Origin of the sequence: Verrucosispora sp. FIM060022 (assembly GCF_003977705.1) — a bacterium.
Lineage (GTDB): Bacteria > Actinomycetota > Actinomycetes > Mycobacteriales > Micromonosporaceae > Micromonospora > Micromonospora gifhornensis.
Window position 1 is genome coordinate 1 of record NZ_RQIV01000019.1, and the last position, 15976, is coordinate 15976.

A 15976-nucleotide genomic window follows, 5' to 3' on the forward strand; every position below is an offset into this window, starting at 1 on the left:
GACCAGCAACACCCAGCATGCTCTTACGGAAGATCGAGTTCATGAGGAAAGCTCCATTCGGGGGTAGACACACACCACGGGGGACGGGTGCATGCAAACGCCGTCAGGCGCTGAAAGAACAAGGGGGAAGGTTCACCGGCTCACACGCGGGGCGGGGACCCATCGCGGGGCCCCGGGGGGACACCTTCGCGGCGCCGGGACCATGTACAACCACTGACCGAGGGTGGTGATTCCCGGAGGGCTGATCACACCCGACCACAGGCGGTCACGGGCGGGCCCTGCTTGGTCAGCCACCCGATATAACGCCAACCGGCGGGCCCACATTCCGGCCTGCACCCGCCAGGCTCAAGCCCGGCGCCTTCCTCGGTCGTTCAGATGTGTTCAACGACCCGCAGGCATCCATGATTCCCGCCGACCACGAATCGCGGTGGCCCCCCGTGACGCAAGCGCCCGGGATGACCCAGCTGTCCGGGATGGGACCGGCTCGGCCAGGGCCGATCGACTCCGTTACGCCGTAATGGCGGTATCCCGCTGCCCCGGACCCCGCCGTTACGGCGTAACGGTGAGGGCGACCCGGCCACACCGCCATCCCAGCGAAAAGTCCCGAGCTTATGCCCGGTAGATGCCTGAAAGTCCGTTCTGGGCTGCCTGGCGATCTTGGCATAACCCGCCGGCCTTGCTGAGCGGAAGGATCAGGTGCGGATCTGCTGACTGGTCCCGCTGGCCCGGCGCGCTCCCTGGCCCCGCTGGCGCTGACCGGGCCCGACGCCGCGCTGACCGGGCTGGGCTGGCCGGCCGGGTGATCGACTCCGTTGCGCCGTAACGGCGGTATCCCGCCGCCCCGGACCCCGCCACTCCGGCGTAACGGTGAGGCCTCCACACCCAACGCCGGCGCACTGGGCGGAGCAGTCGCCCAGGCATCCCGTCCGGGTCGACGATGTGGCGATCTGGCAGGGGACTCGCTGGGCCTCGCAGACCGGGGCGAGGGGTGGATGGCGAGGTCGAGCGGCGGAGGGGAGATGGTGAGCGGCCGGAGACACCTTGTCTCCGGCCGCTTGGAAAACGAGGGGTGGGTTACTGCTTGAGCATGTTGTCCAGCAGCAGGGCGCAGCGGATCACCCCGAGGTGGCTGTACGCCTGCGGGTGGTTGCCCAGGCCGCGCTCGGCCAGCGGGTCGTACTGCTCGGGCAGCAGGCCGGTCGGGCCGGCGGTGTCGATCATCTGGAGGAACAGTTCCTCGGCGTCGGTACGCCGACCGGTGCGCAGGTACGCCTCGATCAGCCACGCCGTGCAGATGTGGAAGCCGCCTTCCCGGCCGGGCAGTCCGTCGTCCCAGTGGTAGCGGTAGACGACCGGCCCGCTGCGTAGATCCGCCTCGATCTTCAGCACGGTGGACAGGAACCGTGGGTCGTCCCCGGCCAGCAGACCGGACAGGCCGATCCACAGCGAGGAGGCGTCCATGTCCTCGTCGCCGTACGCGACGCTGTACGCCGCGGCCTCCTCGTGCCAGCCGTACTCCAGCACGTTGGCGCCGATCCGGTCGCGCAGTTCCACCCACTCGGGGCGGTCCTCGCCACCGTGCTGGCGGACCACGTGCAAGGCGCGATCCACGGTCATCCAGCACATCACCTTGGAGAAGATGTGGTGCCGGGGTGGCAGGCGGGCCTCCCAGATGCCGTGGTCGGGCTCGTGCCAGCGGCGGCGGACCGCCTCAACCATGTTCTCCAGGACCCGCCACTCCTCGGCGCGCACCGAGCCGCGTACGTCGGCGGTGGCGGCGATGAGGTCGGCGATCGGGCCGAAGACGTCCAGTTGGAGCTGGTGGTTGGCGAGGTTGCCGACGCGTACGGGGCGGGAGCCGGCGTAGCCGGGCAGGGTGTCGATGACCGCCTCGGCACCCAGCTCGTAGCCGTCCACGGTGTAGAGCGGGTGCAGCCGTTCGGGGTGCCCGCCGGTGCGCTCCACACAGCCGTCGACCCAGCGCAGGAACGCCTCGGCCTCGGCGATCGACCCCAGGTCGACCAGGGCGCGGGCGGTCATCGCGGCGTCGCGCAGCCAGCAGTAGCGGTAGTCCCAGTTGCGGACACCGCCGAGTTCCTCCGGCAGCGAGGTGGTCGCGGCGGCCAGGATCGAGCCGGTCGCCTCGTGGCAGAGGCCGCGCAGCGTCAACGCGCTGCGGGCGACCAGGTCCCGGGCGGTGGTGGGCAGCCGCAGTGAGGCCACCCAGTCCTTCCAGGGGCGTTCCGCCGCGGCCTGCCGCTCGTGGATGGGCAGCCGGTGGTGTTCCAGGCTGTGCGTGCCGAAGCGCAGCTCCAGCACCACCTGCCCGCCGAGGGCGGACAGGTCCACCACCGCCTTGGCGCTCTCGTAGCCGCCGTCGTTGCCGACCTCCCACTGCACACCGGGGGAGTAGAGCGCGATCGGCTCGTTGGAGCCGAGCACCAGCAGGCCGTCGGCGAGCGGCTGGAGCTGCACGGCGACCTGCGCGAACTCCGGTCGGGGCGCGAACTCCAGCCGGGCCCGTCCGGTGCCGGTGAGCACCCGGATCAGGGTGGAGTCGCCGGAGATGATCGCCGGCCCGTCGGGGGTGGTCCGCGGGTCGGGCTTGTCGAGCCAGTCGGTGACGGTCAGCCCCGACCAGCGGGTCTCCACGGTCATGGTGCCCGAGCGGTAGCGCTGGCCCAGCGGGATGCCGCCGCGTTCCGGGGCGACGCTGAAGTGCCCGGCCGGGCTGCCACCGACCAGGTCGGCGAAGATCGCCGCCGAGTCGGGCTTGGGGTTGCACAGCCAGGTCACCTTGGCGTCGGGCGTGAGCAGTGCGACCGTACGCCCGTTGGCCAGCATCGAGTGCCGCTCGATCGGTACCGCGCGCTCGCCGAACAGCCAGTGCCGGCGGGTCTCCAGCAGCAGCCCGAGCACCCGGGCGGCCTCGATCGGCTCGGCCACCCGGTAGCCGGCCTTGGTCTCGCCGGGGCCGATCTTGATGCCGACGTCCGGGCCGCTGAGGTTGCCGAAGGCGTTCTCGTCGGTGACGTCGTCGCCGATGAACAGGACCGCGCTGGCCGAGAGTTGCGTGCGCAACTGGTCGACCGCGGTGCCCTTGTGGGTGGCCACCACGGACAGCTCGATGACTTCCTTGCCCTGGGTGACGGTGACGTCCGGCCAGGTGGCGGGGCCGCTGCGGACCGCCTCGATGGCGGCGGCGGCGACCTGCGGTTCGACCCCCCGGGTGTGTACGGCGACGCTCGCCGGCTTGCGTTCCAGCCGTACGCCCGGGTGGGCCGCGGCGATCTCGCGCAGCGCGTCCCGCAGTCGCTTGCGCACCTCGATCAGCTCGGGGGAGAGCCGTTCGACGAAGCCGATGTCGAATTCGGAGCCGTGGCTGCCGACCAGGTGCACCTCGCTGGGCAGCCGGGAGAGCGCGGCCAGGTCACGAAGCGCCCGGCCGGAGACGACCGCGACGGTGGTCTGCGGTAGCGCGGCCAGGGCGCGCACCGCGGCAACGGACTCCGGCAGGGGTACGGCCTTGCTCGGGTCCTCGACGATCGGCGCGAGCGTGCCGTCGTAATCGCAGGCGATCAGCAGCTGGGGCACCCGGGCGATCCGCCCGATGGCGGAGGCCAGCTCCCGGTCCATCGTGCCCGCCGTGGGCATGATGATTTCACTGGAGGGGGCGCTCACGCCGCCTCCATGTCAGGCACACCGAGTTCGGTGAGGAAGGACTTCGCCCAGTGCCCCACGTCATGGGTGCGCAAATGGCGTTGCATAGTCCGCATACGGCGACGAGCCTCCGGCTTCTCCACGTGCACGGCTCGGAGCAGGGCATCCTTGACTGCGTCCGGGTCGTGCGGGTTGCACAGGAACGCCTGACGCAGCTCGGTGGCCGCGCCGGCGAACTCACTGAGTACGAGTGCGCCCCCGTGGTCCGCCCTTGATGCGACGTACTCCTTGGCCACCAGGTTCATACCGTCTCGCAGCGGGGTCACCATCATCACGTCGGCGGCGGCGTACATCGCAGCAAGTTCGGTCCGACTGTACGACTGATGCAGATAATGCACGGCGGGCACACCGACCCGGCCGAATTCGCCATTAATCCGACCGACCTCGCGTTCGACCTTGACACGAAGTGCCTGGTAGTGCTCGACGCGTTCGCGACTCGGCGTGGCTACCTGCACCATAACAGCGTCGGGGACTGTCAACTTTCCGTCAGCCAACAACTCCCGGAAGGCCTTGAGTCGCAACTCGATGCCCTTGGTGTAGTCGAGGCGGTCGACGCCGAGGATGATGGTGCGTGGGTTGCCCAGCTCCTCGCGGATCTCCTTGGCCCGCGCCTGGATCGCCGGGTCCGCGGCCAGCCGTTCCATCTCCTTGGTGTCGATCGAGATGGGGAAGGCGCCGGCCTTCACCTGCCGCCCGTCGACCTGGATCATCTGCCCTTCGTAGCGCAGGCCGAGCAGGTGACGGGCGAGCCGGACGAAGTTCTGTGCGGCCAGCCGCTGCTGGAACCCGACCAGGTCGGCGCCGAGCAGCCCGCGCAGGATCTCGGTGCGGAACGGCATCTGCATGAACAACTCGATCGGCGGGAACGGGATGTGCAGGAAGAAGCCGATCCGCAGGTCGGGACGCAGTTCCCGGAGCATCGCCGGCACCAGCTGAAGCTGGTAGTCCTGGACCCACACCGTGGCCCCGTCGGCCGCGACCTCGGCGGCGGCCTCCGCGAACCGGGCGTTGACCAGCCGGTACGCCTCCCGCCAGCGACGCTTGTAGGCGGGCGTCTCCACGGCGTCGTGATAGAGCGGCCAGATCGTGGCGTTGGACTGGCCCTCGTAGTAGCGCTCGAGTTCCTCGGCACTCAACGGCACCGGGTGCAGTCGGATGCCCTCCAGGTCGAACGGCTCGGGAGCGGCGCCGGTGCCACCGGCCCACCCGACCCAGGTGCCCTGATGCTCGGCGAGGACGGGGTGCAGGGCGGTGACCAGGCCGCCAGGGCTGCGTCGCCACTGCCGGCCCTCGGGTGTGCTCACCTCGTCGACCGGTAGGCGGTTTGCCACTACGACAAAGGAGCTACGGACGGTCACGATCGGCCACCTCCGGGTGCTGACGGGTCCACCGCGATGAGCGTACTGAGCGTATCTGCGGCGTCTGTTGCTCAGTGCCGGAGTGACGTACCCGTCCCAGACCGGCCGAACCTTGCACGTGATCATGTTGACAGGCCGTCGGCCGCCCTCCGCGCAACCGGGTCCGACGGGCGGGGCGATGTGGGCGGAGCCCGGCGGACCTGTCAGGATTGACGATGGCGTGCGCGCGGCCGGGCAACGGTCGTGGCGGCGGGTGACGGCGCGTCCCACGTCCCGCGCCTGCCCCGCACCACGCAAATCGACGATTCAGTCCTGACGGAGGTAGCCCGCACCGTGGCCCAGTTCATCTACGTCCTGGAGAAGGCGCGCAAGGCGCACGGCGACAAGGTCGTGCTCGACAACGTGACGCTGAACTTCCTGCCTGGGGCCAAGATCGGTGTGGTCGGCCCGAACGGTGCTGGTAAGTCCAGCCTTCTCAAGATCATGGCAGGGCTCGACCGGCCCAGCAACGGCGAGGCCCGGCTCATGCCCGGCTACACCGTGGGGCTGCTCGCCCAGGAGCCGCCGCTCAACGAGGAGAAGACCGTCCTCGGCAACGTGGAGGAGGCGGTCGCCGAGACCAAGGCCAAGCTGGAGCGGTTCAACGCGATCGCCGAGCAGATGGCCACGGACTACTCCGACGAGCTGATGGAGGAGATGGGCCGGCTGCAGGAGGAGCTGGACAACGCCGACGCGTGGGACATCGACTCGAAGCTCGAACTGGCCATGGACGCGCTGCGCTGCCCGCCGCCGGACGCCGACGTGACCACCCTCTCCGGTGGTGAGCGCCGCCGGGTGGCGCTGTGCAAGCTGCTGCTGGAGGCGCCGGACCTGCTGCTGCTCGACGAGCCCACCAACCACCTGGACGCGGAGAGCGTGCAGTGGCTGGAGCAGCACCTGGCCAAGTACGCCGGCACCGTCCTGGCGATCACCCACGACCGGTACTTCCTGGACAACGTGGCCGGCTGGATCCTGGAGCTGGACCGTGGCCGGGCCATCGGGTACGAGGGCAACTACTCCACCTACCTGGAGAAGAAGGCCGCCCGGCTCTCCGTCGAGGGGCGCCGCGACGCCAAGATGAAGAAGCGCCTCTCCGAGGAACTGGAGTGGGTCCGCTCGAACGCCAAGGCCCGGCAGACCAAGTCCAAGGCCCGGCTCGACCGGTACGACGAGATGGCCGCCGAGGCGGAGAAGACCCGCAAGCTGGACTTCGAGGAGATCCAGATCCCGCCGGGCCCGCGTCTGGGCAACACAGTCATCGAGGCGCACAACCTGACCAAGGCCTTCGGGGACCGGGTGCTGATCGAGAACCTGTCGTTCTCGCTGCCGCGCAACGGCATCGTCGGCATCATCGGCCCGAACGGCGTCGGCAAGACCACGCTGTTCAAGACCATCGTCGGGTTGGAGCAGCCGACCAGCGGCTCGGTCAAGGTCGGCGAAACGGTCTCGCTGTCGTACGTCGACCAGAACCGGCAGGGCCTCGACGGCGACAAGACCGTCTGGGAGGTCGTCTCCGACGGGCTGGACCACCTCATGGTGGGCAAGGTCGAGATGCCGTCGCGGGCGTACATCGCGGCGTTCGGGTTCAAGGGTCCGGACCAGCAGAAGCCGACGAAGGTGCTCTCCGGCGGCGAGCGCAACCGGCTCAACCTGGCGCTGACGCTGAAGATCGGCGGGAACGTGATCCTGCTCGACGAGCCGACGAACGACCTGGACGTGGAGACCCTGTCCAGCCTGGAGAACGCGCTGCTGGAGTTCCCCGGCTGCGCCGTGGTGATCTCCCACGACCGGATGTTCCTGGACCGGGTCGCCACGCACATCCTGGCCTGGGAGGGCGACGACGAGAACCCGGCCAAGTGGTTCTGGTTCGAGGGCAACTTCGAGGCGTACGAGAAGAACAAGATCGACCGGCTCGGCGCGGAGGCGGCCCGACCGCACCGGGTGACCTACCGCAAGCTGACCCGCGACTGACCGGCGAGCGACGTCGTGGCTGATCGGTTCGTCTACCACTGCACCCTGCGGTGGTCCGACCTCGACGCGTACGGCCACGTCAACAACGCCCGCTTCCTCACCCTCTACGAGGAGGCCCGGGTGGCGTTGATGTTCGTCGGCGCGCGGGCGCAGGGCATCGACTCGTTCGCCGACGGAGTGGTCATCCGTCGGCACGAGGTCGACTACCTGCGCCCGGTCGACTACGCCCTGGGTCGGGCCACCGCCGACGCGGCCCCGACCGTACGGATCGAGATGTGGGTGGGGCGGATCCGCGCCGCCTCCTTCACCGTCAGCTACGAGATGTACGACGGTGAACTGCTGGTCAGCCGGGCACAGTCGGTGCTGGTTCCGTTCGACCTGGCCCGGCAGGTGCCCCGGCGGCTCACCGACCGGGAACACTCCTTCCTGCTCGGGTACGCCCCGGACGGTGGCGAGGCATGAGCGCGGGCGGCGTCACACCCGGGCCGGGATCCGATACCGCCGAGTCGCGGCACGGGCTCGACGGGGTCGCCGACGCAGGGGCCTTCCTGGCCCGGCTGGTCCGGTTGGAGCCGGCGGCCCTGGTGCGGTTACGCCCGACCGGCACACCGGGGCGTACGGCCCTCTGGGGGCGTCTGCCGTGGGGGGTGCTGGCCGTGCGGACGGTGTCCGGCCCCGGCGCTGGGGACGTCACCGTGGCGGCCGGGCAGTTGCTCGCCGAGCTGGCGGCGGGCCGGGCGGGACTGCCCGCCCGGCGTGACGCCCAGTGGCGCTGGCCGCTGCCGCCGGCGGCCAGCCGGCCGGTGGAGAACCTGCCGGGCGAGGACGTACGCCGACTCGCCGAGGCCGCCGCCGGCACCCTGCGCGAGGCGGCGACGAACGGCGTAGCCGGCCGGGCGGTGGGGCAGCGGACGCTGCGTGACGCCCTGCTGGACCATGTCGCGGTGGTGGTGACGCCGGACGACGCACCTGACCGTCCGGTGGAGGTGACCCAGCGACTGGTGCAGGGTCTGATCAGGATGGGTTTCCTGGGGGCGACCGGCGGATCGTCGGGCATCGACGAGGTCCGGGTACGCGCGGCTGGCCGTTGGGTCGCCCTGGTGGGACCGTACGGAGCTGTGTGGTCGCAGAAGGCTACGGATCTTGCCGTGCGGCCGCTTGACCCTCGTCCGAAAGTATGACCTCAGGTCAACCTTCTGGTTTGGGGCTGGCGTTGGGGGGATGCTTCGCTCCGACTGTCCGGGTACCGTCCATCCTCGGATCCCACCCACCGTATGCAACTGGATCCGCTGGGGAGTGAGGTGCGCGAGCGATGCCGTGGTGGTCATGGCGCCCCGGTCCCGCCAGTGGCGGCGACCCGGAAACTCGAAGCAGTGTCACGGTGGAGGAGGCCGTCAGAGTCGGCCCGCCGACGCCCCGTCAACCCGGGGACGACTGCCCGGGCGGGGAACATCCGTTGATCGCCGACATGTCAGCCACCGTCGAACCGGTCACCCTGCGCCGCATCTGCGACGCGTTGGACCTGCTCGACGTGCGCTACCTGGCCGACGGCGACGGCAACCTGCTGGCCATGTGGGAGCGGCACGCCGTGCTGGTCACCCTGGAGGGCCCCGAGGACGAGATCCTGGTGCTCCGGGCCCGCCCGCACGCGACCGTGCCGCCAGACTGGGCGGACCGGGCCTACCGGGTGGTCAACGAGTGGAACCACACGCGCCGCTTCTGCAAGGCGTACGTGGGCGACGCCACCGAACGGGGGCAGTTGCCGATCTACGCCGAGCTGCAGGTGCCGCTCGCCGCAGGTGCCCACGACGCGCTCCTGGTCGAGTTGCTCGACTGCGGGGCGGCCGTGGCCACGAGTTTCGTCGACTGGCTGCACGACGAGGGTGCCCTGCTCTGACGGGGGACGTGCCGCCGCGGGGGTCACTCCGAGGCGGCCGGGTCCTCCATCGCGTTGACCATGAAGTAGGCCGCCCGCTCCAGGTAGTTCCAGAGCTCGGTGGCGGTCGCCTCCGGCAGGTCGAGGCTGTCGACCGCGCGGCGCATGTGGCGCAGCCAGGCGTCGCGTTCGGCCGCGCCGATCCGGAAGGGCGCGTGCCGCATCCGCAGCCGGGGGTGCCCGCGTTGGGCGGAGTACGTGTTCGGGCCGCCCCAGTACTGCATGAGGAACAGCCGCATCCGGTCGGCGGCCGGCTCCAGGTCCTCTTCCGGGTACATGGGGCGCAGCAACGGGTCGCTGGCGATGCCGGCGTAGAACTCATCGACCAGCTTGCGGAACGTGGGCTCGCCGCCGACGGCGTCGTACAGCGTCACGGCCTCGCCGCGGGGCTCGGACTCACCTGCGGGATTCACCCTTCCATCCTGCCAGGCGTTGCCGGGCGGTGAGCGTACCGGGACCTGCCGACGCCGTGGTTCAGGTCACCGCGTGCCGTGGTCGGTCGACGTTGCCCTGGCCCGGCTCCTGCGACGGGGTGGCCGAGCCGGCGGAGGAGGCCCGTGCCGCCTCCACCGTGGCCTCCACCGTCTGCGCGTCGGGCCAGCGTCGGGCGACGAACGCCATCAGCACCACCCCGGCGGCACTCCACAGCCCGACCACGATCGGGATCGGGTAGTGCTCGGCGAGCAGGCCGGTCGCCAGGACCGCAGCACCCTGGATGACCTGGACCCCGGTGGCCATCACGCCGAACGCCCGGGCCCGGTAGCCGTGCGGCAGGGCCTGGACGAAGAGGCCGTTCGCCACCGGCAGGATGCCGGCGACCGCGAACCCGCAGGCGGCGGCGAGCAACGCCACCACCACCGGTGGCGGGTCGAGCAACGAGGGGACCAACATCAACGGGGCGATGACCGCCAGTGGCCGGAGCAGGGCGATGCGCCGCGACGGCGCGACCGCCCGGCCCATCAACAGCCCACCGAGAATGAACCCGACCGGGCTCGACGCCATGATCAGAGCCTGCGCCATTCCCGCGTTCATCCCGCTGTCCGCGCGTTCGTTGGCCCAGGCCGCGGCCAACCCTTCGGGCACGATCGAACAGAGCATCGCGCCGAAGACGAGGATCGCGATGGCCCGCAGCACCGGCGTACGGAACACCAGCCGGAACCCCTCGGCGGTTTCCCGGAGCAGGTGACGGCGGTGCTCGCTGGCAATAGCCGGTGCCCGGTCCCGCGTCCCGAAGCGGACCAGCACCGCCGAGACGGCGAAGGCTGTCGCGTTCATCAGCAACGCGGCGGTGGTGTTCACGGTGGCCACCGCCGCACCGAGCAGATAGCCGACGACCTGGGCGGCCTGCCCGACGCTGGCGTTGATCGAGAGCCCGACCACGAGTCGGTCGCCGGGCAGGATCAACGGCATCAGCGCGGAACGTGCCGCCTGGCTCGGTGGATTGGCCAGGGTGGTGGCGAACAGGAGGGCCAGGATCAGCGGCACCGGCATCCCGGGGATGGCGATGAGCAGCATCAAGGCCATCCGGATGAGGTCGCAGATCACCATGATCTGGCGATAGCGGTGCCGTTCGGCGATCGTGGCCAGCAGTGGGCCACCGATCAGCCAGGGCAGATAACTGACCGCGAAGGCAGCCGCCGAGAGCGCGACGGAGTCGGTCTCCTTGTAGACGAGCAGGGTGACCGCTGCCTTGGCGACATAGTCACCGATCCAGGTCAGGGTGTTGGCCAGGAAGATGGCTCGATACTCACCCTGGGCGAAGACCTCACGGAAAGTGGCCGGACCTTCCGGAGGAGGCCGCTCGTCCGACACCATCGCCTCCATCGGCCGGTGACAGGCCACTCGTGATGGCCGGCCCCGAGGCCATCGTCAGATCTACGGATCAGCGAGGACGTGACCACGCTCGGGGAGCGCGTGCACCGGATTCTGCCCGATCGTCTGACAACTGGCTAGGGCGAACGGCTTGATCGTCGCATCTCTGACTGAACGAACGGACGATACCCGAGGGGCTGCTTGGCCGCGAGTACCTACCGTTCCGCTCAGGTGGCCCCGCCCTGACCAGTCTCGTTGTCGTCCCGTAGGTAGGCGGGTACGGCCCGGACGGCGGCGATCCGGGCGGTGATCCCGGAATTTTCCAGTGCCTCCGCGAGTCGGCGGCGCAACTCGCGGCCCACGGCGGCCTGCCCGTCGGCGGTGGTCTTGACCACCGTGCGGATGACCGTGCCGTCCACCGTCACCTGTTCCACCCCGAGCACCTCGGGGGGCTCGACGATGGAGGCCGCCAGCTCCGGGTCCACCGCGACCGAAGCGGCTGCGGTACGCAGCACCGCCGTGGCCTCCTCGGTGCCGGCGAAGCCGATCGGCAGGTCGACCACCACCAGCGCCCAACCCTGACTCTTGTTGCCCACCCGGACGATCTCGCCGTTGCGGATGTACCAGAGCACCCCCCGCCCGTCACGAACGGTGGTGACTCGCAGACCGACCGCCTCGACCACGCCGCTCGCCTCGCCGAGGTCGACGTTGTCGCCGACCCCGTACTGGTCCTCGATCAACATGAACAGGCCGGCGATCAGGTCCTTGACCAGACTCTGCGCACCGAAGCCGAGCGCCACACCGGCGATGCCGGCGCTGGCCAGCAACGGGGCCAGGTCGAAGCTGAACTCCTTGAGCACCATCAGGACGGCGATGCCGAAGATGAACGCCGTACTCAGGCTCCGCAGCACCGATCCGATCGCCTCGGCCCGCTGGCGGCGTCGCTCCGGGACGAATTCGCCGGGCTCGGTCGCGGCGCTCGGGATGCGCTCGCGCAGCGGCCGGAGCATGGTCGGTACGCCCGCATCGGTGGTGGTGCGCACCAGCCGGCGGATGGTTCGGTGCACCAGCCAACGGGCGGCGATCGCCAGCATCAGGATCAGGATGATCCGCAGCGGTTTGACCAGGATCCAGTAGCTGCCCTCGGCGAACCACACCGAGTCGGAGTATTTCCATACCCACTTGCAGACGACCTCGTCCAGGCACTCGGGACTGGGGGTGTCCTCCGGGCCGGGGGTGGGCGTACCGGGGACGAGGCTGAGCATGCTGACGGTCACCCTGTTTTCGTACCGTAAGCATCCGGTCGCCCCATGACCGACCCACCGCCGGGTGACCCGAGGCGCGCTCGCCGCCGGATCTGTCGTGAAAGCTCCGCCAGGTACCCAGGATTAGTGCGTGCATTCGCCGGTCCGATCAGGGACGATTGGCGCAACGGACGTCGGTGAACCGGCCGGCGTCGACGTGGTGTATGGCTGCGGCCTGCGCCGGTCGGCGGTGGCGAGTGAAAAGCCGCTTGACCGGGAGGGTGACGCGATGCCTGACATACGACCCACGGTGGGCTCCGGCGCGCTGGTCCTCAACGCCACCTATGAGCCGCTGTGTGTCGTGTCGGTGCGCCGCGCCGCGATCCTCGTGCTCTCCGCCAAGGCGGTCTGTGTCGCCGACGGCGAGGGCGTGCTGCACAGCGCCCGCAGCGCGTTACCGGTGCCCTCGGTGGTCCGACTCACCCGGTTCGTCCGGGTGCCCTACCGCACCCACGTCGGCCTGTCCCGCCGGGCGATCTTCGCCCGGGACGGCTGGCGCTGCGCCTACTGCCGAGGGCCCGCCGAGACCATCGACCACGTCTTCCCGCGCAGCCGGGGTGGCCCGCACGCCTGGGAGAACGTGGTCGCCGCCTGCGCCCGGTGCAACCACACCAAGGGCGACAAAACCCCCGCCGAGCTGGGCTGGCGACTGCACTCGCTGCCCGCCGCACCGAAGGGGATCGCCTGGCGGGTGCTCGGTCACCGCGCACCCGATCCCCGCTGGGCCGACTGGCTCGACCTCCGCGAACCCGAAGCCGCCTGACCTCCGGTCGACGACTCACCGCGCCTCCACCAGCGAAGCGAACACGATCACGTTGTCCGCGTAGCCCGTCTCGCCGCCGACCCAGCGTCCACCGCAGGTGATCAGCCGCAGCTGCGGCCGGCTGAAGTCGCCGAAGACCTCGTCGGCGGGCAGCGCCTCCTTGTCGTACCGGCCGACCCGGTCGACCTCGAAGATCGCGACCGTACCGTCGGTGCGGGCCACCTCGACCCGGTCGCCGGCCCGCAGTTGCCGCAGGTCCTGGAAGACCGCCGGCCCGGTGCTGGTGTCGACGTGTCCGACGATGACGGCGGGGCCGTACTGCCCCGGGGTGGGGCCCTGGTCGTACCAGCCGGCCTCCTGGGCGCGTTCCGCGGTCGGCGCGGCGATGCTGCCGTCCGCGGCGACGCCCACGTTGTGCACCGGCGCGGCCAGGTCGATCTTGTTGATCTCGATGCCGACCGGTTGGCTCGCCGGCAGCAGTGGAAATTTCTTCGGCGGCGGCGCCAGCCCGGCGATGAAGCGGTCCGGCAGCAGGTTCGTACCGGTAAGCCGTTCGACCCCGAGCATCGTGATGATCAACAACATCAGGCTGCCGATCACCATGACGGGCAGTCCGGGGCTGGCGCGGAGGCTGCGTCGGGCCGCTGCCGGCCAGGCGCGACGCGGCCGTGGTGGCACGGGTGCGGCCGACGGGTCAGGTGTGGCGATGCTGGCCGAACCCATCTGGGCGGTGACCCGGCCGAGCCGACCGGCCACGGCCGTCACCGTCCGCCAGAGTCGGTAGCTGCGGCGGGTGACGGTCCGGGGCGGGGCGGGACGCGGTTCGGGCACCGGAACACGGTGGCCGATCATGGCACCCGCCTGTGGTCAGGAACCGGTCCGGCGTCGGCTGCTGATCAGCCCGAAGACCACCGCCGCGGCCACCACGGCGGCGCCGCCGAGCAGCAGCGTCGAACCGGTGCCCGGTCCGGCGGTGCCACCGCCACCGGTCGCCGGGCCCTTGGTGGGCTGCTGCATGTTCAGTACGGTCAGCGTGGTGCTGGCCGTCTGGCCGTTGTTGCAGCGCAGGTTCACCGGATAGTCCCCGGCGGCCTTGTTGCTCGGCACCGTGACGTCGCCGGTGAGGAAGCCGTTGTCCGGTCGGAGGAAGACCCGGTTGAACGCCTCCGAGTCGACCTCGGCCTGCCGGTTGTTGGCGTTGTCGCAGCTGGCCCGCAGGTGCACCCGGGATCCGGCCTGCACACTGTTCGGGGTCACCTCGATGAAGGTGTTCTCACCCGCCCGGGCGGGTCCGGCACCGACCAGGACGAACGCCCCGATCAGCGCGAACACTCCGAGAAGTCGGACGATGGTCGAGGAGGCGTGCAGCACCCCTCCGTACGGTCGCAGACCCCGCATGATCCCCCCTCTCGGCACCGGCGCACCGGTCCTGCTGGGCTGACCCGCGGTGCTTTCCCCCTGCTCCCGCTGCTAACCCGGCGCGCGGAACTGCTAACCCGGCGCGCGGAACCAGCGGGTGTTAAGCAGGGGCCCTTCCTCTACCGGAGGCGTTAACAGGGGGCCCTTCCTTGCATCTGGTCAGGGGCTGCCAGTTGAGGGGGGAGGAGAGCACCATGGTGCTCGACGGCTGCCCGTACGGGGCGAGTCGGTCGATGACCCCCTCGAACTCCCCGATCGACCCGGCCGCGACCTTCAGCACACTGCACGCGTCGCCGGTGATCCGGTGGATCTCCAGGATCTCCGGCCAGGTGGCGACGTCCGGGTCGTGCAGGATGCAGCGAGCGCCGTAGCAGGACATCCGGATCAACGCGACCACCGTCCGGCCGGCTCGGGTCAGGTCGACGTGCGCGTGGTACCCGGTGATCACCCCGCTCTCCTCCAACCGGCGTACCCGCTCGGCCACCGCAGGTGGGGACAGGTGCACCCGCCGGGACAGCTCGCTGAACGACAACCGTGCGTCGGCCTGCAACTCGCGCAGCAGGGCCCAGTCCATCTCGTCCACGCGTCGACCTTACGTCTGACAAGTCGAATGCGGCCAGCGCCTCACGTTTGACAGGTCCGCCGGGCGTAGCGCCGTTGAACAGGCATTCCATCGGGGGGTGACGCCGCGAGATCATGACTGGAATCGCCAGCCAGGAAGGAGTGGACGGATGGAGCAGACCGAGCTGCGCCCGGGAACCCGGACGGCGGTGCGTCCGGTGACGGGCAAGCAGCGGGCGGCCCGTGCCGCCCGCAACGGCGGCGAGCCGACCCTGGAGTTCGCCGAGCGGGTGCCGTACGACGCCTATGTGCAGGCCAGCACGCTGCACACGTTGCAGCAGCCGCTGAGTGACGACCCCGGCGAGATGTCCTTCCTGATGGTCAGCCAGATCATGGAGCTGTACTTCGGGCTGACCTGCCACGAGCTGCGGGAGACCTCCCGGCTGCTGCGCACCGACCGGGTCTGGGAGGCGTTGGCCCCGCTGCGCCGCGCCGCGCTGCACCTGGAGGCCCTCAACGCGGCCTGGCACGGGTTGCGCTGGATGACCCCGGCCGACTTCAACCGCTTCCGCAACCTGCTCGGCGAGGGCTCCGGCTTCCAGTCGGCGATGTACCGCCACCTGGAGTTCCTGCTGGGGCTGCGGGACGCGGCGCTGATCCGCCCGTTCCGCCGGCAGACCGAGGTGTACGCCGACCTGAACGCCACCCTGGCCACCCCCAGCGTCTGGGACGAGGTGGTCGCCCTGCTCGCCCGGCACGGCCACGACATCCCCGCCGACCTGCTCGACCGGGACATCCGCGACGAGCACCAGCCGCACGCCGCGGTCGAGGCGGCCTGGGTCCGCATCTACGGCGACAGCGGTCCGGACAACCACCTGCGGATGCTCGGCGAGGCGCTGACCGAGGTGGCCGAGCAGTTCGGCGACTGGCGGCACCACCACGTCAAGGCGGTGCAGCGCACCATGGGTGCCAAGGTCGGCAGCGGCGGTTCGGCGGGGCTGGCGTGGCTGCAACGCAGCATGGCCCGGGTGGTCTTCCCCGAGCTGTGGTCGGCCCGGACGGCGATGTGAGGCGAGGATGAACCAGAACGAGA

Annotated in this window: 14 protein-coding genes; 6 read left to right on the forward strand and 8 right to left on the reverse strand. The window is 70.3% G+C overall.

The genetic code is table 11. From position 1 onward, the window contains the following. Positions 1-1074: 1074 nt before the first annotated feature. Together otsB and EG812_RS28130 are read right to left on the reverse strand one after the other, a co-directional pair. On the reverse strand, positions 1075-3654 hold the full coding sequence (gene otsB / locus EG812_RS28125; RefSeq protein WP_126713400.1) for a trehalose-phosphatase: 2580 nt from the start codon (positions 3652-3654) through the stop codon (positions 1075-1077). 23 nt (positions 3655-3677) lie between these two features. Beyond that, on the reverse strand, positions 3678-5078 hold the full coding sequence (locus tag EG812_RS28130; RefSeq protein ID WP_013735487.1) for an alpha,alpha-trehalose-phosphate synthase (UDP-forming): 1401 nt from the start codon (positions 5076-5078) through the stop codon (positions 3678-3680). Between the two features lie 333 nt (positions 5079-5411). On the opposite strand from EG812_RS28130, the gene ettA reads away from it, so the two are divergent. The 4 genes from ettA (at position 5412) to EG812_RS28150 (ending at position 8985) form a co-directional block, all read left to right on the forward strand. Then, on the forward strand, positions 5412-7088 hold the full coding sequence (gene ettA / locus EG812_RS28135; RefSeq protein WP_013735486.1) for an energy-dependent translational throttle protein EttA: 1677 nt from the start codon (positions 5412-5414) through the stop codon (positions 7086-7088). Between the two features lie 15 nt (positions 7089-7103). Continuing rightward, positions 7104-7550, forward strand: a complete 447-nt coding sequence (locus tag EG812_RS28140; RefSeq protein ID WP_013735485.1) for an acyl-CoA thioesterase — start codon at positions 7104-7106, stop codon at positions 7548-7550. Then, positions 7547-8269, forward strand: a complete 723-nt coding sequence (locus EG812_RS28145; protein ID WP_013735484.1) for a DUF8185 domain-containing protein — start codon at positions 7547-7549, stop codon at positions 8267-8269. Before EG812_RS28140 ends, EG812_RS28145 begins: the two co-directional genes overlap by 4 nt. Positions 8270-8400: 131 nt before the next feature. After that, positions 8401-8985: a type III secretion system chaperone family protein gene (locus tag EG812_RS28150; RefSeq protein ID WP_043721735.1), complete on the forward strand. Its 585-nt coding sequence runs from the start codon at positions 8401-8403 to the stop codon at positions 8983-8985. A gap of 23 nt (positions 8986-9008) precedes the next feature. On the opposite strand, the gene EG812_RS28155 is transcribed toward EG812_RS28150, so the two are convergent. The 3 genes from EG812_RS28155 to EG812_RS28165 form a co-directional block, all read right to left on the reverse strand. After that, the gene (locus EG812_RS28155; protein ID WP_126713383.1) at positions 9009-9437 is read right to left on the reverse strand and encodes a globin; all 429 of its coding nucleotides are present in this window, start codon (positions 9435-9437) and stop codon (positions 9009-9011) included. Positions 9438-9498: 61 nt separating this feature from the next. Next, positions 9499-10839 carry an MFS transporter gene (locus EG812_RS28160; RefSeq protein ID WP_050814789.1) on the reverse strand — a complete coding sequence of 447 codons (1341 nt, stop codon included), beginning with the start codon at positions 10837-10839 and terminating at the stop codon, positions 9499-9501. Positions 10840-11063: 224 nt separating this feature from the next. Further along, positions 11064-12101 (reverse strand): mechanosensitive ion channel family protein, encoded by a 1038-nt coding sequence (locus tag EG812_RS28165; RefSeq protein ID WP_043725544.1) that lies wholly within the window; start codon positions 12099-12101, stop codon positions 11064-11066. Between the two features lie 268 nt (positions 12102-12369). On the opposite strand from EG812_RS28165, the gene EG812_RS28170 reads away from it, so the two are divergent. Next, the gene (locus EG812_RS28170; RefSeq protein WP_043725542.1) at positions 12370-12903 is read left to right on the forward strand and encodes an HNH endonuclease; all 534 of its coding nucleotides are present in this window, start codon (positions 12370-12372) and stop codon (positions 12901-12903) included. 15 nt (positions 12904-12918) lie between these two features. Here EG812_RS28170 and EG812_RS28175 read toward each other — a convergent pair whose 3' ends face one another. The 3 genes from EG812_RS28175 to EG812_RS28185 all read right to left on the reverse strand — a co-directional run bounded on the left by EG812_RS28175 (position 12919) and on the right by EG812_RS28185 (position 14905). Beyond that, on the reverse strand, positions 12919-13755 hold the full coding sequence (locus EG812_RS28175) for a class F sortase (protein WP_126713384.1): 837 nt from the start codon (positions 13753-13755) through the stop codon (positions 12919-12921). Between the two features lie 15 nt (positions 13756-13770). After that, entirely contained in the window at positions 13771-14235 is a 465-nt protein-coding gene (locus EG812_RS28180; RefSeq protein WP_043725536.1) for a hypothetical protein, read from the reverse strand. Positions 14236-14422: 187 nt separating this feature from the next. After that, on the reverse strand, positions 14423-14905 hold the full coding sequence (locus tag EG812_RS28185; protein WP_102660506.1) for an Lrp/AsnC family transcriptional regulator: 483 nt from the start codon (positions 14903-14905) through the stop codon (positions 14423-14425). A gap of 148 nt (positions 14906-15053) precedes the next feature. On the opposite strand from EG812_RS28185, the gene EG812_RS28190 reads away from it, so the two are divergent. Continuing rightward, complete coding sequence (locus EG812_RS28190) at positions 15054-15953, forward strand: tryptophan 2,3-dioxygenase (protein WP_013735475.1); 900 nt, start codon at positions 15054-15056, stop codon at positions 15951-15953. Positions 15954-15976: the final 23 nt, after the last annotated feature.